Raw genomic sequence first — 23,834 nt, 5'->3', positions numbered from 1 at the left:
GCCGTGCCCGGGCGGTCGCGGCCCCGCCTGTCCGTCGCCGGGGAAGGGTCACCGGGGGCGGCGGAACCACCGCAGCACCGACGCAGGACGACGAGGGAGATGGACGTGGACACTGGATCGTCGCGGCTTGGACGCGCACAGGCACTGTCGCCGCAGGCGCGTGCCGAGGCGCTGGAGGAGATGACGCGCGGGGAGTTCGACGTGCTCGTCGTCGGCGGCGGTGTCGTCGGGGCGGGAGCGGCGTTGGACGCGGTGACGCGGGGGCTGCGCACGGCCATCGTCGAGGCCAGGGACTGGGCCAGCGGCACGTCGAGCCGGTCGAGCAAGCTGATCCACGGTGGCCTGCGCTACCTGGAGATGCTGGACTTCGCCCTCGTGCACGAGGCGCTGCGCGAGCGGGGGCTGCTGCGCAACAAGCTCGCCCCGCACCTCGTCAAGCCGGTGCCGTTCCTGTACCCGCTGACCAAGCGCTTCGCGGAGCGGCCCTACGTCGGCTCCGGGATCGCCCTCTACGACGCCATGGCCGTGTCCTCGGGGAACAACACCGGTTTCCCGCTGCACCGCCATCTCTCGCGCAAGGGCGTGCTGAAGGAGGCCCCCGGCCTGCGCAAGGACGCCATGGTCGGCGCGATCCAGTACTACGACGGGCAGGTCGACGACGCCCGCCACACGATGATGCTGACCCGGACGGCCGTCCACTACGGCGCCGCGGCGGCCAACCGCACCCGGGTCCGGGAGTTCCTCCGCGAGGGCCAGCGCGTCGTCGGCGCGATCGTCGTGGACCTGGAGACCGGCCGGGAGATCCCCGTCCGCGCCAGGCAGGTCATCAACGCCACCGGTGTGTGGACCGACGAGACGCAGGAGCTCGTCAACGCCCGCGGGCAGTTCAAGGTCCGCGCGTCCAAGGGGATCCACCTCGTCGTGCCGCGCGACCGCATCCAGTCGCGCACCGGGATGATCCTGCGCACGGAGAAGAGCGTCCTGTTCATCATCCCCTGGGGCCGGCACTGGATCATCGGCACCACCGACACCGACTGGGACCTGGACAAGGCGCACCCCGCCGCCACCAGCGCGGACATCGACTACGTCCTCGACCACGTCAACGCGGTGCTGCGCTCGCCGCTGAGCCGGGAGGACGTGGAGGGCGTCTACGCCGGCCTGCGCCCGCTGCTGTCGGGCGAGTCGGAGTCCACGAGCAAGCTGTCGCGCGAGCACGTCGTCGGCCATCCCGTCCCCGGCCTCGTGGTCGTCGCGGGCGGCAAGTACACGACGTACCGGGTGATGGCCAAGGATGCGGTCGACGTGGCGGTGCAGGGCATGGACGGCAAGGTGCCCGAGTCCACCACCGAGGACGTGCCGCTGGTCGGCGCGGACGGCTACAAGGCGATGTGGAACCAGCGCCACCGCCTCGCCTCCCGTGCGGGCATCCACGTCGACCACGTCGAGCACCTCCTGAACCGCTACGGCTCCCTCACCACCGAGGTCCTGGCCCTCGTCGAGGCCGACCCGGAGCTGGGACGCGTCCTGCCCGCCGCCGACGACTACCTGCGGGCCGAGGTGGTGTACGCGGTGACGCACGAGGGCGCCCGCCACCTCGACGACGTGCTCGCCCGCCGCACCCGCATCTCCATCGAGACGTGGGACCGCGGCACCGAGAGCGCTCGGCTCGCGGCGGAGCTGATGGCCGCTCCGCTGGGCTGGGACGCGGAGCGCACCGAGCGGGAGGTGCAGCTGTACCTGGAGCGGGTGCGTGCGGAGCGGGCGTCGCAGGAGGTTCCCGACGACGCCTCCGCCGACGCGATCCGGCTGCAGGCACCGGAGGTCGTACCGGTCACCTGAGCGGTCGGGACCGGGGGAGCGGAGGGGACGGTCCCGGCCCCGGCCGGACCGCCGCGCAGGCGGTCCCGGCCGGGGCCGGGACCGCTGCGTTCCCGTCGCGTTCACACCGCGGCCCACCGAGGTCCTCCTCCCGGTGCCCCGACGGCGGCTAGCGTCCACGGGCCCGACCCCGCCGAACCCTGGAGAGCCCGTGCGCGCACGACCCGCGGCGACTGCCGCCGCAACCCTGCTCACCGCTCTCGCGGTGGGGGTGGACCCCGCAGCGGCCGCAGGGCCGCGGCTGTCGGAGGTCACCACGGTCGGGGTGCACAACGGCTACTCCAAGAGCGCCTACACGTACCTGGCGCAGGGGCTGGACGCCGGCACCACGCTGCTGGAGCTGGACGTGTGGGCGGACCCGTTCTCGCGGCGGTGGCGGGTCAGTCACGACAAGCCCCTGGGCAACGACAACAACTGCGTCAAGGCGAGCAGCCCCGCCCAGCTCTACACGGGGGACCGCAACCAGGACCTCGCCTCCTGCCTGGACGACCTGCGCCTGTGGCTCGACGCCCACCCCACGGCGGGCCCGATCACCGTGAAGGTGGAGCTGAAGAAGGGCTTCGACAACCGCGCCGGTCTCGGCCCGGACGAGTTCGACGCGTACGTGCGCCGACACCTCGGCTCGCGGGTGTTCCGGCCCGCCGACCTGCTGGGCGGGCACCCCCACCTCGACGCCGCCGCGCGCGCCGGCGCCTGGCCGTCGCGGGCGGCGCTGGCGGGGAGGGTCGTGGTCGAGCTCATCCCTGGCACGCTGGAGGAGCGGAACCCCAACGACACCCTGTGGACGGACGTGGAGTACGCCTCCCACCTGCGCGCCCTGCACGCTGCCGGGCGGTTCGGGGAGGCGCAGGCGTTCCCCGCCGTGCACCGCGCAGCGCCCGGCGACCCGCGGACCCGCTACGCCGACGCGGGCCTGCGCCCCTGGTTCGTCGTGTTCGACGGCGATGCCGGCGCCTACGCCTCCGGTGGCATCGACACCTCCTGGTACGTGCGCAACCACTACCTCGTCGTGATGACCGACGCGCACGCCGTGGCGCCGGCCATCAGCGCCACGGATCCCACCGAACAGCAGGCGCGCGAGCGCCTGCGGCTGCTCGCCGGTCGCGGTGCGAGCGTCATCACCTCGGACTGGCGGGCGCTGCGCGGCGTGCTGACCGCCGTGGAGGCGCGCCGCTGAGGTCGCGCGGCAGGCGCGGGCGGCGACCGGCCGGCCCGCCGCCCGCGCCTGCCGCTCAGTGCCGGATCCAGCCGAAGGTCCGGCGCACCGCCTCCTGCCAGTTCTCCCACTCGGACTGCCGCTGCTCCGGCTCCATCGCCGGGCGCCACTGCGCAGCCCGGTGCCACCGCCGGCGCAGGGAGTCCAGGTCGGACCAGAACCCCACCGCCAGCCCCGCCGCGTAGGCCGCGCCCAGCGAGACCGTCTCGGACACCATGGGCCGGACGACGGGCGCGTCGAGGACGTCGGCGACCGTCTGCATCAGCAGGTTGTTCGACGTCATCCCGCCGTCGACGCGCAGCGACGCGAGCCGCAGGCCGGAGTCGGCGTCCATCGCCTCCACCACCTCCCGCGTCTGCCACGCCGTCGCCTCCAGCGCCGCCCGCGCGAGGTGGCCCTTCGTGATGTACGAGGTCAGGCCGACGATGACCCCGCGCGCCTCGCTGCGCCAGTGCGGGGCGAACAACCCGGAGAAGGCGGGCACGAAGTAGCAGCCGCCGTTGTCCTCCACCGTGCGCGCCAGCGTCTCCACCTCCGGCGCGGTGGAGATGAGCCCGAGGTTGTCGCGCAGCCACTGGATGAGGGAGCCGGTGACGGCGATGGAGCCCTCCAGTGCGTAGCTGGCCGGCTCGCCGTCGATCCGGTGCGCGACCGTGGTGAGCAGCCCGTGGGAGGAGCGGGTGATCTCCCGGCCGGTGTTCATCAGCAGGAAGCTGCCCGTGCCGTAGGTGCACTTCGCGTCGCCGGGGGAGAAGCACGTCTGCCCGAACAGCGCAGCCTGCTGGTCGCCGAGCGCCGCTGCGATGCGGGCGCCGGGGACGACGGTCCGCGCGCGGCCGTACACCTCCGCGGAGGAGCGGATCTCCGGCAGGACGGCCTCGGGGACGTCCATCGCGGCGAGCATGGCCGGGTCCCAGTCGAGGGTCTGCAGGTTCATCAGCATGGTGCGGCTGGCGTTGGTGACGTCGGTGACGTGCACCCCGCCGTCCGGGCCGCCGGTGAGCTTCCACACCAGCCACGACTCGATCGTCCCGAAGAGCACCTCCCCGCGCTCGGCGCGCCAGCGCAGGCCGGGGGTGGCGTCGAGCAGCCAGCGCAGGCGCGGGCCGGAGAAGTACGTGGCCAGCGGCAGCCCGCAGCGCTCGACGTACTTCTCCGCGCCCCCGTCGGCGGCCATCTCGTCCACCAGGTCGGAGGTGCGGGTGTCCTGCCACACCACGGCCCGCCCGACGGGCTCGCCGGTGCGCCGGTCCCACAGCACCGTCGTCTCGCGCTGGTTGGCGATGCCGATGGCCACGACGTCGTCGGGCCCCGCACCGGCCTGGGCCATCGCCGCGGGCACGAGGCGCTCGACGCTGCGCCAGATCTCCGCGGCGTCGTGCTCGACCCAGCCCGGCCGCGGGTAGTGCTGGCGGTGCTCCCGCTGGGTGACGGCGACGAGGCGGCCGTCGTGGTCGAAGAGGATGCAGCGCGTCGACGTGGTGCCCTGGTCGATCGCCACCACGAACCCGTCGCGTCCCGGTGCCTGGGTCGCCTGCCCGCGGCTCACGCGGACTCCGCCCCGAGGTCGCGCGAGATGGCCCGGGCGGCGTGCCGGACGGCGGGGACGAGCCCGGCGCGGGGGCGCAGGCGGGGGTCGACGAGGTCGTCGACCGCGCCGTGGACGTCGATCGCACCGACCACGAGCCCGCCGCGGTCGCGCACGGGCGCGGCGATGGACGCCTGGCCGGGCACGTGCTCGTCCACGTCGAGGGCCCAGCCCTGCTCGCGCACCGCGGTCAGCGCCCGGCGCAGCGCCAGCGGCTGGGTGATCGTGCGGGAGGTGTAGCGGACGAGGTGGCCGCGGGGGGTGCCGGTGGAGGCGAGCAGCACCTTGCCGAGGGCGCAGGCGTGGGCGGGCAGCACGTCGCCCACCTCCATCTCCTGCTGGCTGTCGTCGGGACGGAAGACGTGGTGCACGACGAGCACGCCGCCCTCGGTGAGGGTGGCGATGCGGACGGCCTCGCCGGTGCGGGAGGCCAGGGAGTCGGCCCAGTTGACGGCCCGGGAGCGCAGCTCGTTGGCGTCGAGACCCGCCTCGGCGAGGTCGGCGAGGGTGGCGCTGGCGCGGTAGCGGCCCGCCGGGTCCTGCTCGACGAACCCCACGCCCACGAGGGTGCGCAGGATGCCGTGGGTGGTGCCCTTGGCCAGGCCGAGGGCGTTGGCGGCGTCGACCACCCCCAGCCCTCCGGGGGTGCGGGCCATCAGCTTCAGGAGCGCGGCGGCGCGCTCGATGGACTGGATGGATCCCGGCACGCGCCAGAGGTTACGGCCGCGGACGGCCCGGGCGGGAGCCTTTCCGGTGGCTGCACCCCCCGGTCGGGTGCCGCGGGGCGGGGGCGGGCGCGGTGTGCCGCCCACGCGGTGAGGGCCTCGCGGTGGCTGCGGCCGGGGTGCTCGGACCGCCACCGGCGCAGGAAGCGGTTCAGCTCGAACTGCTCGCCGATGTCCGCGGGTGGGCGCTCGCGCGTGGCGTGCCAGTGCTCCAGGGCCTCGCCGAGGGTGCATCCTGCGGCCACCACCGTGCGCATCGGCTCGTCGAAGCGGAACCCCGGTCCGACCTGCTCGCGGAACCACGCGCGCAGCTGCTGGGTGCAGCGCTGGCCGGGCGGGAGGACGGTGTCCGGCGTCAGCGGCTCGGGCAGGGGGGCGCCGCTCGTGCGGGCCCGGGGGGTGGGGGGCGGGAGCGAGCGTCCGTCGAGGGCTGCGGCCAGGCGGGCGGTGAGCTCCTGCTTGCCGCCCCCGCGGGGGACGCCGAGCTGCCGCGCCAGGACGAGCAGCTCCTCCTTCAGCCAGTACCAGCGCTGCAGCTCCGCGCCGCTGAGGGTGGGGGAGGGGGCGGGGCGCTGCTCGTCCATGCCGGGAGTCTGCCGCTGTCCCGCGCGTGTCGGCGCCGCCACGCCGGACGGCGCTCAGACGGCGGGGTCCTCCCCGAGGCGCATCTCCTCCACGCGGGCCAGCAGGTCGTCGAGGGCGCGCTGGAACTCCGCGGCGGAGTGGTCCTCCGTCAGCTCCGGCTGGAGGCCGCGCACGGTGGGGAAGTCATCGAGGTCCTCGGTGTCGCCGTCCGGCTCCAGCTCGGGCTCGGGCCCGGTGTCCACACCGAGGGCGGAGACCTCCAGCAGGAGGTGGCCGAGCAGGAAGCTGGTGAAGGCGCGGTAGGCGGCCACGGCCTGGCGGCCGGTGAAGCCCGCCCGCCGCAGGGTGGAGAGGAAGAGCTCGACCCAGCGGACGCTGCGCAGCGGCGGCCGCAGCCACGGGGCGGCCGGCGGGCGCGTCGCCACCAGCGGGAAGACCTGCGGGTGCTCCAGCGCGGCGCCGCGGACCGCGAACGCCAGCCGGTGCAGGTAGTCCTGCCAGGAGGAGCTGTCGGCCGTCTCGCGCCGCATCGTGTCCAGGACGTCCTCCACCACCACCTCGACCACCGCGTCCAGCAGCGCGTCGCGGCCAGCCACGTGGCGGTAGAGCGCCATGGGGTCCACCCCCAGGTAGGCCCCGAGGCGCCGCATCGACAGCTCGGCCAGGCCGTGCTTGTCGACGAACTCGACGGCGGCCTGCACCACGCGCTCAGGTGAGAGCTGCCGCGGCGACACCGCCGTCGTGGGCCGCGGCGGTGCGGCCCTGGTGCCGCTCCCCGTGAGTACGTCGTCCACCGCATCCTCCCCTCGTCGCCCGTGCGTGGGGGACCGCTCACCGGCGTCCCGTCGATCCCCGTACCCAGCGCGCCGGGGTGAACACGTGCGAGGTCAGGAAAGGTGCCGGGACGCTCCGGGGCGGCGAAAGATCCGTGTTTCGACGCATACATCCGCCGCCAGGGGGGAACTAGATCCTCGAAGGCGGTTTCGGATGGCCGCCTCGGTGTCTACGGAGTAGACATGGCGTGCAGCCGCTCCGGGAGCCCCGGAGAGGCGTGCGGGTGCCTCGGAACGCACCCGTCAGTACGCCGTGGCTCGGACGTGGACGCCCAGAACCATCCGCGGCGAGAGCCAGCCGCGCCACAGGCCACACACGACGACAGGAGCAGACATGACCGAGAACACCTCCCGCACCGACGTCGCCGCCCTCTACGACGCCACCGTCTACGAGATGGACGGCGACAAGATCGGCCGCGTGGGCACCGTCTACCTGGACGACGCTACCGGACAGCCGAGCTGGGTGACGGTGAAGACCGGCCTCTTCGGCACCTCCGAGACGTTCGTGCCGCTGGACCGCGCGAGCATCAGCGGTACTGACATCCGCGTGCCCTACAGCAAGTCGCAGGTCAAGGACGCTCCGCGCATGGAGACCGACGCGGAGCTCACCCCGCAGGAGGAGGAGCGCCTGTACGAGTACTACGGGCTCGCCGGCACCTCTGGCACGTACGAGACCACGGGCACCACCACCGGCGTGGTCGACCGTGACCGCGACGGCATCCGCGACCGCGACGAGGTCGGCGTGCGCGGTGCGGGCCACGACACCTCGGGCCCGAACACCGACGACGCGATGACTCGCTCCGAGGAGCGCATCCACGCGGGCGTCGTGCGCCGCGAGGCCGGCCGCGCCCGTCTGCGCAAGCACATCGTCAGCGAGCAGGTCTCCGAGACGGTTCCGGTCACCCGTGAGGAGGTCGTCGTCGAGCGCGAGCCCATCACCGAGGCCAACGCCGGCAAGGCGATGTCCGGTGGGGACCTCACCGAGGAGGAGCACGAGGTGATCCTCCACGAGGAGGAGGCCGTCGTGCGCAAGGAGACCGTGCCCGTCGAGCGCGTCCGCCTCGGGACCCAGGAGTTCACCGAGCAGCAGACGGTGACCGACGAGGTCCGCAAGGAGGTCATCGACGTCGACACCGACAGCGAGGTCCGCAGCGGCCGTCGCGGTGACGACCGTCGCGACCGCATCTGAGCGACCAACCCGCACCACCCGCCGGGTTCCCCCCGGCGCCGGGACCGAACTCAGCGAGGAGCACGAGATGACCACGCCGCACACACCTGAGAGTTCCGAGCGCGACATCGTGCTGTCGGCAGAGAAGTTGCAGGTGGGCGTGGTCCGGGTTCCCCGCGAGAGGGTGCGGATCTCCAAGCGCATCACCACGGAGGTCCGCACCCTCGAAGTCCCCGTCCGCGTCGAGCAGCTCGTGGTCCGCCACGAGCCGCTCGACGGCTCGGACGCCACGGGTGCGTCCGGAGAGGCACCCGAGGAGCTGGTGCTGGTCCTGCACGAGGAGGTCCCCGAGGTCTCCCTGCGGGTCCGGCCCACCGAGCAGGTGCGGGTCCGGGTGCGGCAGGTCACCGGCAGGCAGGTGGTCTCCGACGTCCTCCGCCACGAGGAAGTCGACCTGACCGTCGACGAACTGCCGCAGGAGTCGCGGACGGCACAGCCGTGACGCAGCCGGTCGAGCGCAACGCAACGCACGGGTAAGAGACGACCCAGGACGAGGAGAGCAGCATGTCGACGAGTTCCAGCGGAGACTACGGGTCCGGCACGGGCGGTCACGGCAGCAGCGGCTACGGGACCGGCAGGTACGGCACGGGGGAGTACGAGACCACCGAGTACGGGACCGCCGAGGACGTCACCGGTTCGCACCAGGCCAGCGTCACCCCCGAGAGCGACCCCGCCGAGGGCGGGGACTCCGACGGCGTCGGCATGGAGGAGACCTTCACCGAGCAGGTCACCCCCGACCGCGACGAGACCACCTCGTCGTACGGCTCCGAGCACCAGGCGACGCCGGAGTACGGATCCTCTTCCTACCAGGGCGGGGCGACGAGCGGCACGGGCTACGAGACGCCCGCCGCGACGTCCGCCTACAGCACGGGGACCTCCTACACGAGCCCCACCGAGACGACCTCCTACGAGACGACGAGCGGGATGACGAGCGAGAACAGCACCACGTCCTACGGCGCCGGGTCCTACGGCACCGGCTACGGCGAGACCACGACCGCTTCGACCGAGGGCGGCTCGCTGGAGTCGACGACCCCGGCGGCTGGTCACTACGCCGCCGGCTACGCCTCGGGCGAGTACGCCACGACGACCGCGGGCGACGACCAGGAGTCCGGCAGCCGCACCCAGCAGGTCGCGGGCACGGCGAAGGAGCAGGCCGGGGCCGTCGCGGGGACCGCGAAGGAGCAGGCGAGCGCCGTCGCGGGCAGCGCGAAGGAGCACGCGAGCGCCGTCGCGGGGACCGCGAAGGAGCAGGCCGGGGCCGTGGCCGGCTCCGCGAAGGAGCAGGCGAGCGCCGTCGCGGGGACCGCGAAGGAGCAGGCGAGCGCCGTCGCGGGGACCGCCCGTGAGCAGGCCGCCTCCGTCGCGCAGACCGCCCGTGAGCAGGCCGGCGAGGTCGTCGCCGAGGTGAAGACCCACGCCGCCGACCTGCTCGGGGACCTGCGCAAGCAGATCAGCGAGCAGGGCGAGAGCCAGCGCGACCGGCTCGCCTCGATGCTGCGGGAGGTGGCCGAGGAGTTCCAGGAGATGGCGGACTCCAGCAGCCGCTCCGGCTACGCCTCGCAGGTCGTGCGGCAGCTGGGCGAGCGCGTCCAGACGTGGAGCACCCACCTGGAGGGCACCGGCGCCGCCGACCTCCTGGAGCAGAGCCGTTCCCTCGCTCGGCGCCGGCCGGGCGCGTTCCTCCTCGGTGCGGTCGCCGCGGGCGTCCTCGCCGGGCGGGTGACCCGCAGCGCCACCGCGAACTCGGACCGCACCAACGACGCACCCCTGGGGCAGCGCCGCAGCTCCGGCGAGCTGCCGGCCAGCACCGGGACCGCGACCAGCGCCACCACCGTGGACCTCACGGCCTCGGAGTCGATGGCCACCGCCACGGCGAGCACCTACCCGACGACGGCGGCCAGCACGGTCGGCACCTCGAGCGAGTGGTCCAGCCCGTCCGGCGGCGGCACCGCCTACGAGCCGAGCACGGGGGACAACCCCAACGAGGACCTGCTCCCCCACCACATCCCCTCCGACGTTCCGTCCGTGTCCCACGAGGGCCGGACGGGTGACAACACCATGAAGGGACAGCTGCCGTGAGTGGATCGCACCCGGTCGAGGACCCCGGCACGACATCGCGGGCCAACGGCGGCGAGCGGAGCATCGGCGAGATCGTCGGCAGCATCACCACCGAGTTCTCCACGCTGGTCAGCAAGGAGGTCCAGCTCGCCAAGACGGAGCTCCGCGAGGACGCCAAGAAGGCCGGCAAGGGCGCGGGGATGTTCGCGGGGGCTGCGGTCGCCGGACTGCTGTTCCTCATGTGCCTGTCCGCCCTGCTGGTGCTCGTCCTCGGCGACCTCATCGGTTACGGCTGGGCCACGCTCATCGTGACCCTCATCTGGGGGATCGTCGCCGCGGTGCTCGCCATGCGCGGCAAGAAGGAGTTCCAGAAGATCCCCCCGCCGCTGGAGAAGACCACCATCACCCTGAAGGAGGACGTGCAGTGGGCGAAGCACCCGACGAGCTGAAGCGCGACATCGAGGAGACCCGCAGCTCGCTGACGGCCGACCTCGACGAGCTGACCCAGCGTCTGACCCCCAGCAACATCGCCTCCCGTCAGAAGGAGAGGGCCGTGGGCGCCGTCATGGGCGTCAAGGACCGCATCATGGGCACCGCCCACGACACGGTCACCACCGCCCAGGACAAGCTGTCCGTCACCCACGAGCGCGTCACCGGCGCCTTCTCCGGCAGCGGTGAGAGCGACACCTCGTCGGGCCCCGGCCTCGGCGAGCGCGTCTCGGCGGGCGCCTCCGGCTTCGGCGAGCGCGTCTCCTCCGGTGCCTCCGGCCTCGGCGAGCGCGTCTCCTCCGGCGCCTCCGGCGTGGGGGAGAAGCTCTCCTCGGCCCGCCAGGGAGTTCCCTCCACCAGCCAGGCCGCCGCCGCCGCCCGGCAGCGCGCCCAGGGCAGCCCGCTGGCCGCGGGTCTGGTCGCTTTCGGTGCGGGCTGGCTCCTCTCGGCGCTGCTGCCCGCCACCAAGGCGGAGGCGCAGGCCACCGCCAAGGTCGTGGACGCTGCCAAGACCCACGGGCAGGGCGTGGCCGAGGAGGCCAAGTCCGTGGCCCAGGAGATCGGCAGCAACCTCGGCGAGCGTGCCAAGGAGGCTGCCCAGTCGGTCCAGGAGACCGCGCAGGTCGCCGCCATGACGGTCAAGGAGGACGCGCAGGGCGCCGTGTCCACCGTCAAGGAGGACGCGCAGGGCGCAGCCGCCACCGTGCAGCAGCACGGCCAGGAGGCCGCCTCCACGGTCAAGCAGGACGCGCAGGGCGCGGCGTCCACCGTGCAGCAGCACGGCCAGGAGGCCACCCAGCAGGTGCGTGGTGACGCCCAGGGAGCCGCCTCGACCGTGCAGCAGCACGGGCAGGAGGCCACCCAGGAGGTTCGGGGCAGCACGCAGCAGTAGTCCGAGGACTGCACCCCGGTACCGGGGGGCGACGGCGGGGCGGGTGCGGACAGCACCCGCCCCGCCGTCGTGCGCACCGGGGCGCCGATCAGACGGGTCGTCCCGATGCACGGCGAACGCGGTGGCGCCGCCCCCGTTCGGGTGAAACGGCCCCGCGCGGCATCTCCCCGCGCCGGGGCGGCATGGAAAGCCGGTCTACGGGGTAGACGACAGGCATGAGCAGGAGTTCCGAGGGCGCCCTCGCGCCCGGACACGACGCGAAGAAGCCGACCCAGATCCCCGCCAAGGGGTGGTTCCAGATCCTCAAGCGCGCCTGGGGCGAGGCCAAGACGGACATGGTCCCCCTGCTGGGGGCGGGTGTGGCCTTCAAGGCGTTCCTCGCCCTGTTCCCCGCGCTCACGGCGGCGTTCCTGATCTGGCAGCTGGTCAGCGACCCCGCGGAGATCAAGGCCCAGATCGAAGCCCTCGGTCCCGCCATCCCGGACGCGGCCCGCCAGATCGTCGTCACCCAGTCTGAGACCATCGCCCAGAACAAGGCGGCGGCCGGCTGGAGCCTCGCGTTCGCCGTCGCGATCGCCCTGTGGAGCGCATCCAGCGGCGTGCAGAACATGATGGACGCCATCAATGCGGCGTACGACGAGCAGGAGACCCGCGGCTTCATCAAGCAGAAGGCCACCGCCCTGGCCCTCACCGTCGGTGCGATCGTCGTCTTCCTGCTCGCGATCGCCCTCGTCGCCATCCTCCCGCCGGTGCTCGACGCCGTCGGTCTCAGCGGCACCGCCCTCGGGTTCCTGGTGGCAGCGGTTCGCTGGGTGCTGCTCGTCGCCATCCTCATGACGGCCCTCGGCGTGCTCTACCGCGTCGCCCCCGACCGCGACGCTCCGCAGTTCAAGTGGACGAGCACGGGCGCCATCATCGCCACCGCCCTCTTCATCGTCGCCTCGATCGGCTTCACGCTCTACATGTCGGTCCTGGGGCAGAGCTCCTACACCAAGAACTACGGCGCCTCCGCGGGTGTCGTGATCCTGCTCGTGTGGCTGTGGATCACGAGCTACGCCATCCTCCTCGGCGCCGAGGTGAACGCGGAGTCCGAGCGCCAGACGGCCGAAGACACCACGCAGGGCGAGCCGCAGCCGATGGGGGATCGCGACGCCCTCGCCGCCGACACCGTGGCGAACGCGGACGGCAGCATCGACCTGCGCGACGACCAGCCCCTCTCCGCGACGGCGGACCGCCGCATGGAGGAGAAGTCCCGCGGTCGCTCCTGAGCGAGCACCCCGGGGCAGTTTCCGCGCCCCGCTCCCACCGGCCCCCGCGCCGGCGGGGGCGGGGCGCCTCTGCGTGTCCGTGCGGCACCCGGGCCGGGGTGCGCGCAGCGTGCCCCTGCACGACGATCGACGTGCCGCGGGACGGTGCCCGCACCAGGAGAGGAGCCCCATGAGCACGCAGCCCGAGGACGCGCAGCCGCAGCAGGCCCAGGACGACCGCCCCGGTTCGGCCGGAGCCGCGGAGGAACCCACCGCGGACGGCTACGGCAACGACACCGGGTTCGCCGACGAGGCGGAGCAGGCCGACACCCAGGACTGACGCAGGACCGCGGCCCCAGGCCCGGTCCCCGCGCTCAGCCGGCGCGGATCACGTGCGGGCCGGTTCCGGGTGCCGGATCGGCGCCCGCCCCCTGTGAGGGTCCTGGACTGCCCTCACAGGGGCGGGCGGTCCGGGGCTCCGCGCCGCACCCCGTCGAGCAGTTCCGCCAGCGCCTCGGTGGAGGTGCAGGTGGGTTCCCAGCCGAGTTCCGCGCGGATGCGGTCGGTCCGCATCACCGGTGAGAGCAGGGCGAGGTCCATCCAGCCCGGTTCCGACGGCTGCAGGTGCGCGTGGAACGTGACCGACGCCAACGTCCGCAACGCCTTCGCCGGGACCGGCACGTGCCGCGCGTCGAGGACCTCCGCGAACTGCGCCGGGCCGAGCACGGGTTCTGCCGCGACGTTGAACGCCCCCTCGGCGCGGGCGTGCAGGGCGAGGCGGATGGCCTCGGCGAGGTCGTCGGCGTGGACGGCCTGCACGACCAGGTCGCCGGGCAGCGGCAGGACGGGCACGGCCCGCCGGCGCAGCACCACCCGGGGCACCAGGTTGCCGAGGAAGTACCGCACGACCTCGTGACCGGCGCTGGACTGGAACACCAGCCCCGGGCGCAGCACCGCCAGCGGCAGGTCGCGCACCGCGGGCAGGAACTGCTCCACCCAGGCCTTCTGGCGGCTGTACTGGGAGGTCCCGACACCGGTGACGGGGTGGTCCTCGCCGACCGCGCCCGCCACGGGGTCCCCCGGTGGCCGCGGGGCGTAGGCGCCGATCGAGGAGACGTAGACGGCGTGCGCCACACCCGCCGTCCGCGCGGCGCGCAGCACCCGCAGGGTCCCGTCCACGTTCGTGCGCCACAGCGCCGCCTCGTCGTGGGCGGGTTGGATCCCCCACGAGAGCGACACCAGGCGGTCGGCACCCCGGGCGGCCTCCACGAGCCGCGACTCCGACCACCGCGAGGAGACGTCCGCGCTGACCCACTCCACGCCCGCCGGCCACGAGGCCCGGTCGGGCACGTGCCGGGCGACGGCCACGACCCCCGTCACGGTCTCGTCGGCCGCCAGGCGGCGCAGCAGCGCCGACCCGACGTTCCCGCTGGCTCCGACCACGACCACTCGCACGGCGACGGCTCCTCGTCCAGGCCGCAGGCGCGCGGCTCCCCACTCCGTCGCCGTGCTCTCCTCGGCGGTGCCGCTCCCACGTGCATGAGCGGGGGAGCGGCGGGTACGGGCCGACGGAGAGACACGGCAGAACGGACGTCGCGGCCAGCCTCCCCCACCACCGCGACCCGTGCGACCGCAGCGCCGCCATCGGGCGGGACGGCTGTGGCCGTCGAGCCTGCTCCATGATCGGGTTGCGGGAGGTCCCCCCGCGTGGTGCCGTGGGGCCGTCGGGCGAACGGCGGCGGAAGATCCCACGAGGACGGTCGGGTGGCACACGTGGACGCGCAGGGGATGTCGGAGACCGACGCGCGGCGAGAAGCGACAGCGCGGCTCTTCACGGAGATGACGCACGCCGGCGAGGAGCAGCGCCAGCGCCTGCGCGAGGAGGTCATCCGCCTCAACATGCCCGTCGCGACGAGCATCGCGATGCGGTACCGGGGGCGCGGGGAGAGCATCGACGACCTCGTGCAGGTCGCATCGCTGGGCCTGGTCAAGGCGGTGGACGGCTACGACCCCGGCCGGGGTCGCGACTTCCTCGCCTACGCGGTCCCCACCATCTCCGGTGAGGTCAAGCGGCACTTCCGCGACCGCGGCTGGGACATCCGCCCGCCGCGGCGCATCCAGGAACTGCGGGCGAGCGTCGAGGCCGCCCAGGAGGTGCTCGTGCAGCGCCTCGACCGCTCGCCGACGGTGTCGGAGGTGGCGCGGTACCTCGACGTCGACATCGAGGACGTCACCGAGTGCCTGGCCAGCGTGGAGCTGTACCACGTGCGCTCGGTCGACCAGCAGGTGGACAGCGCGGGGGAGCTCTCCCTGGCGGAGACCCTCGGCGGGCCCGACCCGCGGCTGGAGCACGTCGTGGACTCGGTGAGCCTGCGGCCGCTGCTGAAGCAGCTCCCCCCGCGGGACAAGCGGATCCTGTCGCTGCGCTTCGACCACGGCTGGACGCAGTCGCAGATCGCCGACGACGTCGGGGTGACGCAGATGCAGGTCTCCCGGCTGCTGTCGCAGGTGTTGGCGAAGCTGCGCCGCCAGCTGGACGCCGAGGCCGCCTGAGCCGTTCCGCGGAAGATCCTCAACCGGGCAGGCGGGCGGTGGAGGCGGCCCTGCGGGTCACCACCGGCGTCATCGCGTGGCACACCCGCTGACCGGCCGACAGCAGCGCCTGCCAGAGCACCTCGGCCTCCCCGGAGTCGGTGGCGGGGAACCCACCGGCGGCGAGGTAGGCGTCGGCGCGCACCGCCATGTTCGCCCCCCGGGCGTGGAAGGCGCCGCCGGACGTCGCGTCGCCGGGGACGACCGCGGCGGTGCTGGCCACCGGCCCGTCGGCGAGGTGCGCGAGGTGGCCGAGGATCCAGTCCGTCCCGACCGTGGTCGAGCACTCCGTCGTCAGCACCGCCACCTCGTGCCGCGGCAGCGCCCGCACGGCCGGCGCCCCCAGCCCGGCGCCCACCGCCCAGCGCCGTGCGCCGGGCAGGCACACGGCCAGGTCGAGGAACGTGACGGCGTCCAGGGGCCGGGTCAGGTCCCGCCAGCCGTGGACGAGGCGGGCGCAGGCGCCGTCGGGAACCCGCAGCCCCGCCACGAGGACGACGGGGACGCCGCTGGCCGAGGCCTCGTCCGCGGCGGCCACGAGGCACGTGAGGCACTCGTCGAGCTCGCCGGCGGTCGCCTCGAGCTCCGCGGCCACGCCCAGGGCCACGACCGCTGCCCGCGGCGTCACCGCCGCGGTCCGGGGTGTCGGTGGAGTGGGGCGGGGCATCTCGCCTGGCGCGTCCGCATGTGCTCCCGCTCCCGGCCGGCCGGTCTGGCCGGCCCGCTCCGTCGCCGAACTGAAACTTGCACTGAAAGTAGCGGAATCTCACTCTTGGTGCACTGATGGGCCGCCGCGCGCCGGGACGGGTTTCGGGGGGGCCGCACGGGTCATTGCAGCGGTGTGACCACCTCCATGAGCACCGCCCGACCCGGAAGCGCCTCGCCCCTCGGTGACTGGATGGACCGCCTCACCGAGCTCACCGCCCTCGACCCCGTCGCTGAGCGGTTGTCGGACCTCGTCCACAGCACCATTCCCGCCCCCGTGCGCGACCTCCTGCACGGCGTCCCCCTCGGCCACCCCGCCCACCCCGCCATGGCGATGCTGCCGGCGGGGGCGTGGCTGAGTTCCGCCGTCCTCGACCTCGCCGACGTGGTCTCGCCCTCCAGGTCGCGCGCCTCCGCCGCCGCGCTGCTCGCCGGCGTGGGCGTGGCCGCGGCGCTGCCCACGGCCCTCGCCGGGCTCGTCGACTGGTCCGACCTGCACTCCGACCAGAAGCGCATGGGGCTCGTGCACGCCGCGGCGAACGAGGTGGCCGTCGCCCTCGTCTCGGTCGGCGTCGTGCGCCACCTGCGCGGTCGCGGCGGCCGGCGCTGGCGCCTCGCGGGCACGGCGGCGGCCAGCCTCGGTGCCCTCATCGGCGGGCACCTCGCGACCCGGTGGGCCGTCGGGGCCAACCACGCCGAGGACGTGCCGCACCGCGCGCCCAAGGACTGGGAGCCCCTCCTCCCGCTGGCGGAGCTGGTGGAGGGCGAGCCCGTGCGCGGGCGCTGCGGCGACGTCGACGTCGTGATGGTGCGCCGCGGCGGGAACGCGGTGAGCGTCCTGGCCGACCGCTGCTCGCACCTCGGTGCGCCGCTCTCCGAGGGCAGCGTCGAGCAGGTCCGCGGCCGCGACTGCATCGTCTGCCCGTGGCACGGCAGCGCCTTCGAGCTGGAGGCCGGATCGGTGGTGCGAGGCCCCGCCATCGCCCACCAGCCGCGCTTCGACACCCGCGTCGTGGACGGCGTCGTCCAGGCCCGCATCGTGACCGTCCCCGGAGCCTGAGGGATCCACCGCGCCCGAGGGACCGACCGGCCCGCGGACCGCCCTCAGGGCAGCCGCACCGGCGCCGGGTCGGGGCGCTTGCCGTGCCGGCCCGTCCCGGAGGAACGGCGGCGCAACCGCCGGCCCACCCAGGGCAGCACGTGCTCGCGCACCCAGGCCGCGTCCTCCGACAGCGCCGCGGCGCGCGCCCTCGCAGGAGCGGGCGGCAACGGTGCGCGCCAGTCCGGCGCCTCCGAGGGCAGCGGAGCACCGAGGGCCTCCAGCGCGGCCAGCGCCACCCGTTCGTGGCCCGCGGGGGTCAGGTGGATGCGGTCCGCGGCCCACATCCGCCGGTCCTGCAGCGAGCGCATCCCCCACAGGTCCAGCACCGAGCAGCCGTGGCGGGCCGCGATCGACCAGACGTGGGCGCTGAAGACGGCGGTCAGCCCGCGGTTGCGGCGCAGCAGCGGAGCCTGCCGGGTGTCCATCGCGGTGGCGAGCAGCACGTCGGCGCCGATGGCCCGCACCCGCACCACCGCGTCCTCCAGCAGCTCCGCCAGCGCGTCCGGGTCGGCACCCGGGCGCAGCAGGTCGTTGCCCCCGCCGATGAGGCTGACGAGGTCCGGGTCCAGGCGCAGGGCGCGGGGCAGCTGCTCCCGGACGATCTCCGGCAGCAGCCGTCCGCGCACCGCGAGGTTGGCGTACTCCAGCGGCGTCAGCGCACCGTCCGGACGGCCGGCGGTCGACAGCCCCGCCAGGTGCTCGGCCAGTCGGTCCGCCCAGCCGCGGTAGCCGCCGGTGGACTCGTCGACGTCGACGAACCCCTCGGTGAAGGAGTCGCCCACCGCGACGAAGCGCCGGGGAGCGGCACCGGAGCGCGCGGCGGTGCCGCTGCAGAGGGCGTCGGGCGTCGGGTCCACGCGCCCATGGTGGTCTGCCGCCCGGTGCTCCGGACAGCCGGGTGCGGTCGTCGGGCGTTCACCCGTTGGTCACCGGATCGGCCCGCAGACGTTGCGCATGGTGTCCGACCGTTGGCGCAGAGTTCTGCCATGAGCGAGGCCATGCCCTGGACGAGCGCCGGACCCGCCGCCGAGCGGCTCGCCGTCCACCGCGACGACGTCGAACTGCGAGGCAGGACGGGGTTCGACCCGCGGTTCCTGGCGCCCGGCCCGCTCCTGCCGGTCCCGCTGCCCGTGCCCGGCCCGCACGCACCCCCCGTCGTCGTCCTGCCCTACACCCACTTCACGGTCGTGCTGCGACCCGACCGGCGCCTCGCGGTGGCCACCGTCGCGGCCGTCGACGGTGCCCGGCTGCGCGACGTGGACCGCGCCGGATCGCAGTGGTGGCTGGACCCCCGGGTTCCGCAGGAGCAGCAGACCGGCCCCGAGGTGTACGCGCGCAACGACCTCGACCGCGGCCACCTGGTGCGCCGCCGCGACCCGGTGTGGGGAACGCCCGAGGAGGCGGCACAGGCCAACTCCGACACGTTCTGCTACACCAACGCCGCCCCGCAGCACGCGGGGTTCAACCAGTCCGAGGAGCTGTGGCTCGGACTGGAGGACCACGTCCTGCAGTACGCGCAGACCTACGACCAGCGCCTCGCCGTCGTCACGGGCCCCGTCTTCGCCGACGACGACCCCGTCTACCGGGGGGTGGCGCTGCCGCGGCGGTTCTACAAGGTCGTCGCGCACCTGCGGGCGGGCCGGACGGTGGAGCTGGCGGCGAGCGCGTTCCTCCTCGACCAGTCGGCGATGGTGGAGCGATTCGGTGCCCGGGCCGAGCGGGCGGGGCGCGTTCCGGACCTGGAGCCCTACCGCACGTTCCAGGTGCCGGTGCGCGACGTCGCGCTGCTGACGGGGCTGGACCTCGGGCCCCTGCCCGCCGCGGACCGGCTGCCGGCCGTCGCCGCCCGGGCCGCCGGCGTCCCCGCGGGATGGCGGCGGGTGTCGGCCCCCGACGACGTCGTCTGGTGACGGGGGCGCGGCGGTGAGCCGTCAGGAGGCCCCCGCGGACTCCCACGCCTCCAGCCGCCGCTGCAGGTGACGGCGCTCGACCGCGTTGCGGGCCACGGCGACCGCCTGCCGCATGAGGTCCGCGGCCGCCGCCCGCTGCCCCAGCTGCGCGGTGAGTTCCGCCCGCAGCACCAGCAGCCGGTGGTCCCCGGCGGCGGTCGGGAGATCGCGGGCCGCCTCCAGCCCCGCGGCCGGACCGTCGGCGCGGGCGATCGCCGCGGCCCTGTTCGCCAGCACGGCCGGTGAGGGCGCCAGGGCCGCGAGGCGGTCGTAGAGGGCCACCACGGCCCGTCCGTCCGGTGCCGGCTGCACCTGCAGGGCCGCGATCGCCGCCTGCAGGACCCAGCGCCCCGGCCTGCTCCCGGCGCGCCGCAGCGCCTGCCCGGCCAGGTCCAGGCCGCGGCCCACGTCGTCCCAGCGCCACAGGGCCCGGTCGGACTCGGCGAGCACGACGAGTTCGCCGTCGCGCAGCCGGGCGTCGCGCCGGGCGTCGCTCAGCAGCAGCAGCGCCGCCAGGCCGAGCACCTCCGGCTCGTCGGGCAGCAGGCGCAGCAGCAGGGCGGACAGCCGCAGCGCCTCGTCGCACAGCGGTGAGCGCAGCAGGTCCTCGCCCTCCGTGGCCGCGTGTCCCTCGGTGAAGAGGAGCCCCACGACGGCGAGCACGCTGTCCAGGCGGTCCGGCCACGCCGCCCGGGCGGGCACCTCCAGCGCGATGCCCGCGTCGCGGATCTTCCGCTTGGCGCGGACGATGCGCTGCGCCACCGTCGCCTCCGGTGTCTGCAGCAGCCGGGCGCTCTCGGCCGCGGACAGCCCGCACAGCAGCCGCAGCGCCAGGGCCACGGAGGCGGACGGGGCAAGGGCCGGGTGGCAGCAGGTGAAGACCAGCCGCAGCAGGTCCTCTGCGGCGGCGTCGCACCAGCGCACCGCCCCGAACGGGTCGTCGGGGTCGCTGACGCTGTCGGCGCCGGGCTCGTCGCGCAGTTCCCCCGCCAGCGCGGCGAGCTTCCCGGTGGCCGTCCGGTCGCGGCGGAGGCGGTCCAGCACCTTGCGCCGCGCCGTGGTCTGCAGCCACGCCCCGGGCCGCTCGGGGACGCCGTCCCGCGGCCAGGACTCCCAGGCGGCGGCGACGGCGTCGGCGGCAGCGTCCTCGGCCCGGTCGAGGTCGCCGCACCAGCGCGCCAGCGACGCCACCAGCAGCGGCCACTCCTCGCGGTGCGCGCGCTCCAGGGCGATCTCGACCGGGGTCACGACGCTCAGCCGAGCTCGACGAGGCCGCGGACCTCCACCGAGCCGCAGTCGGCGGCGGGGCACTCCCGGGCGTGGGCGAGGGCGGCGTCCAGGTCGGGTGCCTCGACGATCCAGAAGCCCCCGAACACCTCGGCGATGTCGGCGAACGGGCCGTCGGTGAGCAGCGTCTGCCCGTCGCGGTTGCGCACCGTGGTGGCGGTGTCGGCGGGGTGCAGGTGCTCCGCGCCGCGCAGGACGCCGGACTGGGCCAGGGCCTGCGTGAACGTGACGAACCGCTGCATGGTGAGCTCGCGGTCCTCCGGCGCCATCGCCGCGACGACGGAGTGGTCGATGTTGGAGGTGAGGAGGTAGCGCATGGTGGTCAGCCTCTCGGAGGGCGTGGGGGAGGGGAGGGGTTTCAGGCGAAGCGGTGCTGCAGGCGGGTGAGGGTCAGCTCCAGCGCGGTGCCGGCGCGACGCGGGACGCCGAGGGCGCGGACGAGGCGGTGGGCGCGCTTGGCGGTGTAGTCGAACGTCTCGGTGACCTCGCTGCCGCCGGGGACCGCGCGGACCTGCCAGCGCCACACGTGCCGGCCGCGGTGGCGCCAGGCGATGAGCGCGCCCGGGGAGAACTCCACGACCGTGTTGGTCGTCGTGTAGCCCTTCATCCGCATCCGGAACACCGAACCCGCCGCCAGCCGGGCCGGGGCCTCCACCACGCCCTGCACGGTGCCGGAGCCGTCCAGCTCCGCGTGCCGGGAGGCGTCGGTCAGCAGGGCGAAGACCTCCGCCGGCGGGGCGGCCACGACGACGCGGCGGACGACGGCGGTGGGGGTGTCCAGGTGCTCGACGGCGCCGTGGGGTGCGGTGCCGTGCGCGGGGGTGGTGGTGCTCATGGGAGGCGCCTCCAGCTCGGTGCGGGAGGCCCGTCGCCGCCCGCTCACCTCACCGACGCGCGGGCGAGGCGTCTTTCGACACCCCGGCCCAAGATCTTTCCGGGGGACTCAGGGCCCCGGTGCGAGCACCGCGTCGTCGCGGTCCCGGTCGCAGACCAGCGCCCCGTCCACGACGTCCAGGGGCGCGATCTGGACCGAGCTGCGCCGCTCCCGGGCGCTGCGCTCGTCGTACGTGCCCGGCCCGCCGGACTCGTCGCGCTCGGGGTGGGTGAAGTAGACGACGAAGGCCCGCTCGTCCTGCCCCGACCCCTGCACCACCACGTCGGCGTGCAGGCCGAAGCGGGCGTCGTCGGGGCGGGAGCCGGGCACGTCCAGGATCCGGCCGCTGCGCTCCCAGCCCTCCAGGTCGTCGGAGCGGTGCACCGCCTGCCCGCACCACTCGTCGGTGAGCATCCACCAGCTGCCGCGGAAGCGGAACACGTTCGGGCCCTCGTGCGGCGGCCCGGAGAGCACCTGCCGCGGCGAGTGCCAGGTGGCCAGGTCGGCGGAGTCCACGGCCCAGGTGCTGGAGTCGGCGGCCTCGTCCTTGTACCAGAGCCGGAAACCGCCCCCGGGCAGCTCCGCGACGCAGGCGTCGATGCAGTACCGCGACGACAGGGGCAGCTCCCCGTGGTGCGTCCAGTTCAGCAGGTCGTCGCTCGTGCAGTGGTGGATCGTGCGCTCGTGCCCCGTCCACGTCCGCGGCACGCCCCGGATGAAGCTGACGTACATGTGGTAGCGCCCGTCGTGCCAGAAGACCTCCGGCGCCCAGTACGTGTTGTGCCCCGGCTCGAACGCCAGGCCCTGCAGCGTTCCCCGGTACGTGAACTCCACGCCGTCGGACGAGGTGGCGTAGCCGAGGTCGCTGCCGTGCACCCACGCCACCCCGGGACCGGGGGCGCCCGCGCGGCGGCTGGTGTAGATCAGCCACCACTCGGACGTCCCCCGGTTCCACACGAGCACGGGGTCGGTCGCCCCGTCGTGCACGGGGTCGCGGAACAGGGGAGCGGTCACGGCCCCGGACCCTACGTCAGCGCTTCCCGGCTCAGGCGGGCGCGCCGGCGAACTGCACGACGCTCCACGACAGCGGGGGCAGCACGACGGTCGCGGTGCCGCCGGTCAGCTCCACGTCGGCGAGGGGGCGCGGCTGCACCGCCGTCGGGTTCGCCTGGTTGTTCGTGGTGTGCCGGTCCTGGTCCTCCCCGGCGTGCAGGGTGGTGGCCGAGACGACGCGCTCGGCGCCGAAGCCCCGCAGGCCCACCTCGACCCGGGCCGGCTGCTCCAGGTCGCGGTTGGCCAGGAACAGGGTCACGGTGCCGGTCTCGGGGTCGTGCGTGGCGGCGGCGTCCACGATCTCCGCGTCGCCGTACTTCGCCGACTCGTAGCGGTCCCCGGACGCCTGGACCTGCAGGATCTCGCCCTTGGCCAGGTGCCGGACCTGCTCGAAGGGGTGCGCGATGGTCTGCTTCCACGCCGGGCCGTCCGGCTCGCTGCGCAGCAGGCCGATGACGTTGACGAGCTGGGCCTGGCAGCCGATGGTGACGCGGTCGCCGTGGCGCAGCAGGGAGTTCAGCAGGGTGCCGACGACGACGGCGTCGGTGACGGAGTACTCGTCCTCGATGACGCGCGGCGCCACGTCCCACGGCTTCGCGCTGGGGTCGTGGTGCGGCCGGGAGATGTACCAGACGTTCCACTCGTCGAAGGAGATGTTGATGCGCTTCCGGTGCTTGCCGCGGGCCCGCACCGCGTCGGCCGTCGCCACGACCTCCTCGATGAAGGCGTCCATGTCGACCGCGCTGGCGAGGAAGCTGCCGACGTCGCCCTCGGACTCCTCGTAGTAGGCGTGGCAGGAGACGTAGTCGACGACGTCGTAGCACTCCTCGAGGACCGTGGACTCCCAGGAGCCGAACGTCGGCATGGCCCGGGAGGAGCTGCCGCAGGCGACGAGCTCGATGTCGGGGTCGATGAGGCGCATCGCCCGGCCGGTCTCCGCGGCGAGGCGGGCGTACTCGTGGGCGGTCTTGTGCCCGACCTGCCAGGGGCCGTCCATCTCGTTGCCCAGGCACCACAGCTTGATGTCCAGCGGGTCCTTGGTGCCGTGGGCGATGCGCAGGTCCGAGTACTTCGTGCCGCCGGCGTGGTTGGTGTACTCCAGCAGGTTGCAGGCGTCCTGCAGGCCGCGCGTGCCGAGGTTGACCGCCATCATCGTCTCGGTGCCGACCTCCCGCGCCCACTCGTCGAACTCCGCGAGGCCGAACTGGTTGGTCTCCACCGAGCGCCAGGCCCGGTCGATGCGCCGGGGCCGCTCCGCGCGGGGGCCGACGGAGTCCTCCCAGTCGAACCCGGACACGAAGTTGCCACCGGGGTAGCGCACCACCGTCGGGCCGAGCTCGCGGACCATCTGCAGCACGTCGGTGCGGAAGCCGCGGTCGTCGGCGGCGGCGTGGCCCGGCTCGTAGATGCCGGTGTAGACGCAGCGGCCCATGTGCTCCACGAACGAGCCGAAGAGCCGGTGCGGGACGGGGCCCACGGTGAAGGCCGGGTCGAGGGTCAGGTGGGCGTTGCGCACGGGGGTCCTTCCGGGGA

24 protein-coding genes are annotated in these 23,834 nt (G+C 74.4%); 12 read left to right on the top strand and 12 right to left on the bottom strand.

The features are described from left to right. The first annotated feature begins 180 nt into the window (after positions 1-180). Both CLV92_RS07920 and CLV92_RS07915 read left to right on the top strand, forming a co-directional pair. Entirely contained in the window at positions 181-1,839 is a 1,659-nt protein-coding gene (locus CLV92_RS07920) for a glycerol-3-phosphate dehydrogenase/oxidase (protein ID WP_342762250.1), read from the top strand. 190 nt (positions 1,840-2,029) lie between these two features. Continuing rightward, positions 2,030-3,055: a phosphatidylinositol-specific phospholipase C domain-containing protein gene (locus tag CLV92_RS07915; RefSeq protein ID WP_104432247.1), complete on the top strand. Its 1,026-nt coding sequence runs from the start codon at positions 2,030-2,032 to the stop codon at positions 3,053-3,055. A gap of 55 nt (positions 3,056-3,110) precedes the next feature. On the opposite strand, the gene glpK is transcribed toward CLV92_RS07915, so the two are convergent. Genes glpK through CLV92_RS07895 form a run of 4 tightly spaced genes read right to left on the bottom strand, consistent with a single transcriptional unit; the run spans position 3,111 to position 6,786 of the window. After that, the gene (glpK, locus tag CLV92_RS07910) at positions 3,111-4,643 is read right to left on the bottom strand and encodes a glycerol kinase GlpK (protein ID WP_104432246.1); all 1,533 of its coding nucleotides are present in this window, start codon (positions 4,641-4,643) and stop codon (positions 3,111-3,113) included. Continuing rightward, entirely contained in the window at positions 4,640-5,389 is a 750-nt protein-coding gene (locus CLV92_RS07905) for an IclR family transcriptional regulator (RefSeq protein ID WP_104432245.1), read from the bottom strand. The genes glpK and CLV92_RS07905 overlap by 4 nt, the downstream gene beginning before the upstream one ends. Further along, on the bottom strand, positions 5,344-5,991 hold the full coding sequence (locus tag CLV92_RS07900; RefSeq protein WP_211290962.1) for a DUF6434 domain-containing protein: 648 nt from the start codon (positions 5,989-5,991) through the stop codon (positions 5,344-5,346). Before CLV92_RS07900 ends, CLV92_RS07905 begins: the two co-directional genes overlap by 46 nt. Positions 5,992-6,045: 54 nt before the next feature. After that, positions 6,046-6,786 (bottom strand): TetR/AcrR family transcriptional regulator, encoded by a 741-nt coding sequence (locus tag CLV92_RS07895; protein ID WP_211290961.1) that lies wholly within the window; start codon positions 6,784-6,786, stop codon positions 6,046-6,048. Between the two features lie 373 nt (positions 6,787-7,159). Between CLV92_RS07895 and CLV92_RS07890 the strand changes: the two genes are divergently transcribed. The 7 genes from CLV92_RS07890 to CLV92_RS21365 all read left to right on the top strand — a co-directional run bounded on the left by CLV92_RS07890 (position 7,160) and on the right by CLV92_RS21365 (position 13,079). Beyond that, positions 7,160-8,014, top strand: a complete 855-nt coding sequence (locus CLV92_RS07890; RefSeq protein WP_104432244.1) for a DUF2382 domain-containing protein — start codon at positions 7,160-7,162, stop codon at positions 8,012-8,014. A gap of 67 nt (positions 8,015-8,081) precedes the next feature. Next, positions 8,082-8,495, top strand: coding sequence for a DUF2382 domain-containing protein (locus CLV92_RS07885; protein ID WP_104432243.1), 414 nt, complete (start codon positions 8,082-8,084; stop codon positions 8,493-8,495). A gap of 62 nt (positions 8,496-8,557) precedes the next feature. After that, a complete protein-coding gene (locus tag CLV92_RS07880) occupies positions 8,558-10,132 on the top strand; it encodes a hypothetical protein (RefSeq protein WP_104432242.1) in 1,575 nt (524 codons plus the stop codon). Continuing rightward, positions 10,129-10,560, top strand: coding sequence for a phage holin family protein (locus CLV92_RS07875; protein ID WP_104432241.1), 432 nt, complete (start codon positions 10,129-10,131; stop codon positions 10,558-10,560). The genes CLV92_RS07880 and CLV92_RS07875 overlap by 4 nt, the downstream gene beginning before the upstream one ends. Beyond that, positions 10,536-11,492: a DUF3618 domain-containing protein gene (locus tag CLV92_RS22850; protein ID WP_104432240.1), complete on the top strand. Its 957-nt coding sequence runs from the start codon at positions 10,536-10,538 to the stop codon at positions 11,490-11,492. The genes CLV92_RS07875 and CLV92_RS22850 overlap by 25 nt, the downstream gene beginning before the upstream one ends. Positions 11,493-11,707: 215 nt before the next feature. Further along, on the top strand, positions 11,708-12,760 hold the full coding sequence (locus tag CLV92_RS07865) for a YihY/virulence factor BrkB family protein (protein ID WP_104432239.1): 1,053 nt from the start codon (positions 11,708-11,710) through the stop codon (positions 12,758-12,760). 169 nt (positions 12,761-12,929) lie between these two features. Then, positions 12,930-13,079, top strand: coding sequence for a hypothetical protein (locus CLV92_RS21365; protein ID WP_158257169.1), 150 nt, complete (start codon positions 12,930-12,932; stop codon positions 13,077-13,079). A gap of 113 nt (positions 13,080-13,192) precedes the next feature. On the opposite strand, the gene CLV92_RS07860 is transcribed toward CLV92_RS21365, so the two are convergent. Then, positions 13,193-14,194 (bottom strand): NAD-dependent epimerase/dehydratase family protein, encoded by a 1,002-nt coding sequence (locus CLV92_RS07860; RefSeq protein ID WP_104432238.1) that lies wholly within the window; start codon positions 14,192-14,194, stop codon positions 13,193-13,195. A gap of 309 nt (positions 14,195-14,503) precedes the next feature. Here CLV92_RS07860 and CLV92_RS07855 point away from each other — a divergent pair, with 309 nt between their 5' ends. Then, positions 14,504-15,292 (top strand): SigB/SigF/SigG family RNA polymerase sigma factor, encoded by a 789-nt coding sequence (locus CLV92_RS07855; protein ID WP_211290960.1) that lies wholly within the window; start codon positions 14,504-14,506, stop codon positions 15,290-15,292. Positions 15,293-15,311: 19 nt separating this feature from the next. Here the strand turns inward: CLV92_RS07855 and CLV92_RS07850 are convergent, their stop codons facing one another. After that, complete coding sequence (locus CLV92_RS07850; protein ID WP_104432237.1) at positions 15,312-15,959, bottom strand: glycosyltransferase family 2 protein; 648 nt, start codon at positions 15,957-15,959, stop codon at positions 15,312-15,314. A 270-nt stretch (positions 15,960-16,229) separates the two neighbouring features. Between CLV92_RS07850 and CLV92_RS07845 the strand changes: the two genes are divergently transcribed. Further along, the gene (locus CLV92_RS07845) at positions 16,230-17,096 is read left to right on the top strand and encodes a Rieske (2Fe-2S) protein (protein ID WP_104432304.1); all 867 of its coding nucleotides are present in this window, start codon (positions 16,230-16,232) and stop codon (positions 17,094-17,096) included. Between the two features lie 44 nt (positions 17,097-17,140). Here CLV92_RS07845 and CLV92_RS07840 read toward each other — a convergent pair whose 3' ends face one another. Further along, positions 17,141-17,995, bottom strand: coding sequence for an SGNH/GDSL hydrolase family protein (locus CLV92_RS07840; protein ID WP_104432236.1), 855 nt, complete (start codon positions 17,993-17,995; stop codon positions 17,141-17,143). Between the two features lie 129 nt (positions 17,996-18,124). Here CLV92_RS07840 and CLV92_RS07835 point away from each other — a divergent pair, with 129 nt between their 5' ends. Further along, on the top strand, positions 18,125-19,048 hold the full coding sequence (locus CLV92_RS07835; protein ID WP_245886551.1) for a DNA/RNA non-specific endonuclease: 924 nt from the start codon (positions 18,125-18,127) through the stop codon (positions 19,046-19,048). Positions 19,049-19,069: 21 nt separating this feature from the next. Here CLV92_RS07835 and CLV92_RS07830 read toward each other — a convergent pair whose 3' ends face one another. The 5 genes from CLV92_RS07830 to arfA form a co-directional block, all read right to left on the bottom strand. Beyond that, the gene (locus CLV92_RS07830; protein ID WP_211290959.1) at positions 19,070-20,335 is read right to left on the bottom strand and encodes an RNA polymerase sigma factor; all 1,266 of its coding nucleotides are present in this window, start codon (positions 20,333-20,335) and stop codon (positions 19,070-19,072) included. Positions 20,336-20,340: 5 nt separating this feature from the next. After that, the gene (locus CLV92_RS07825) at positions 20,341-20,691 is read right to left on the bottom strand and encodes a YciI family protein (RefSeq protein ID WP_104432235.1); all 351 of its coding nucleotides are present in this window, start codon (positions 20,689-20,691) and stop codon (positions 20,341-20,343) included. A gap of 41 nt (positions 20,692-20,732) precedes the next feature. Next, positions 20,733-21,209 (bottom strand): SRPBCC family protein, encoded by a 477-nt coding sequence (locus tag CLV92_RS07820; RefSeq protein WP_104432234.1) that lies wholly within the window; start codon positions 21,207-21,209, stop codon positions 20,733-20,735. 108 nt (positions 21,210-21,317) lie between these two features. Further along, complete coding sequence (locus tag CLV92_RS07815; protein ID WP_104432233.1) at positions 21,318-22,262, bottom strand: glycoside hydrolase family protein; 945 nt, start codon at positions 22,260-22,262, stop codon at positions 21,318-21,320. 31 nt (positions 22,263-22,293) lie between these two features. After that, positions 22,294-23,817 carry an arabinosylfuranosidase ArfA gene (arfA, locus tag CLV92_RS07810; RefSeq protein ID WP_104432232.1) on the bottom strand — a complete coding sequence of 508 codons (1,524 nt, stop codon included), beginning with the start codon at positions 23,815-23,817 and terminating at the stop codon, positions 22,294-22,296. Positions 23,818-23,834 lie beyond the last annotated feature (17 nt).

It is taken from the genome of Kineococcus xinjiangensis (assembly GCF_002934625.1).
Taxonomy (GTDB): Bacteria; Actinomycetota; Actinomycetes; order Actinomycetales; family Kineococcaceae; genus Kineococcus_A; species Kineococcus_A xinjiangensis.
The sequence above is the reverse complement of the archived record's forward strand: the minus strand, read 5'-3'. Positions and strand labels throughout refer to the sequence as shown.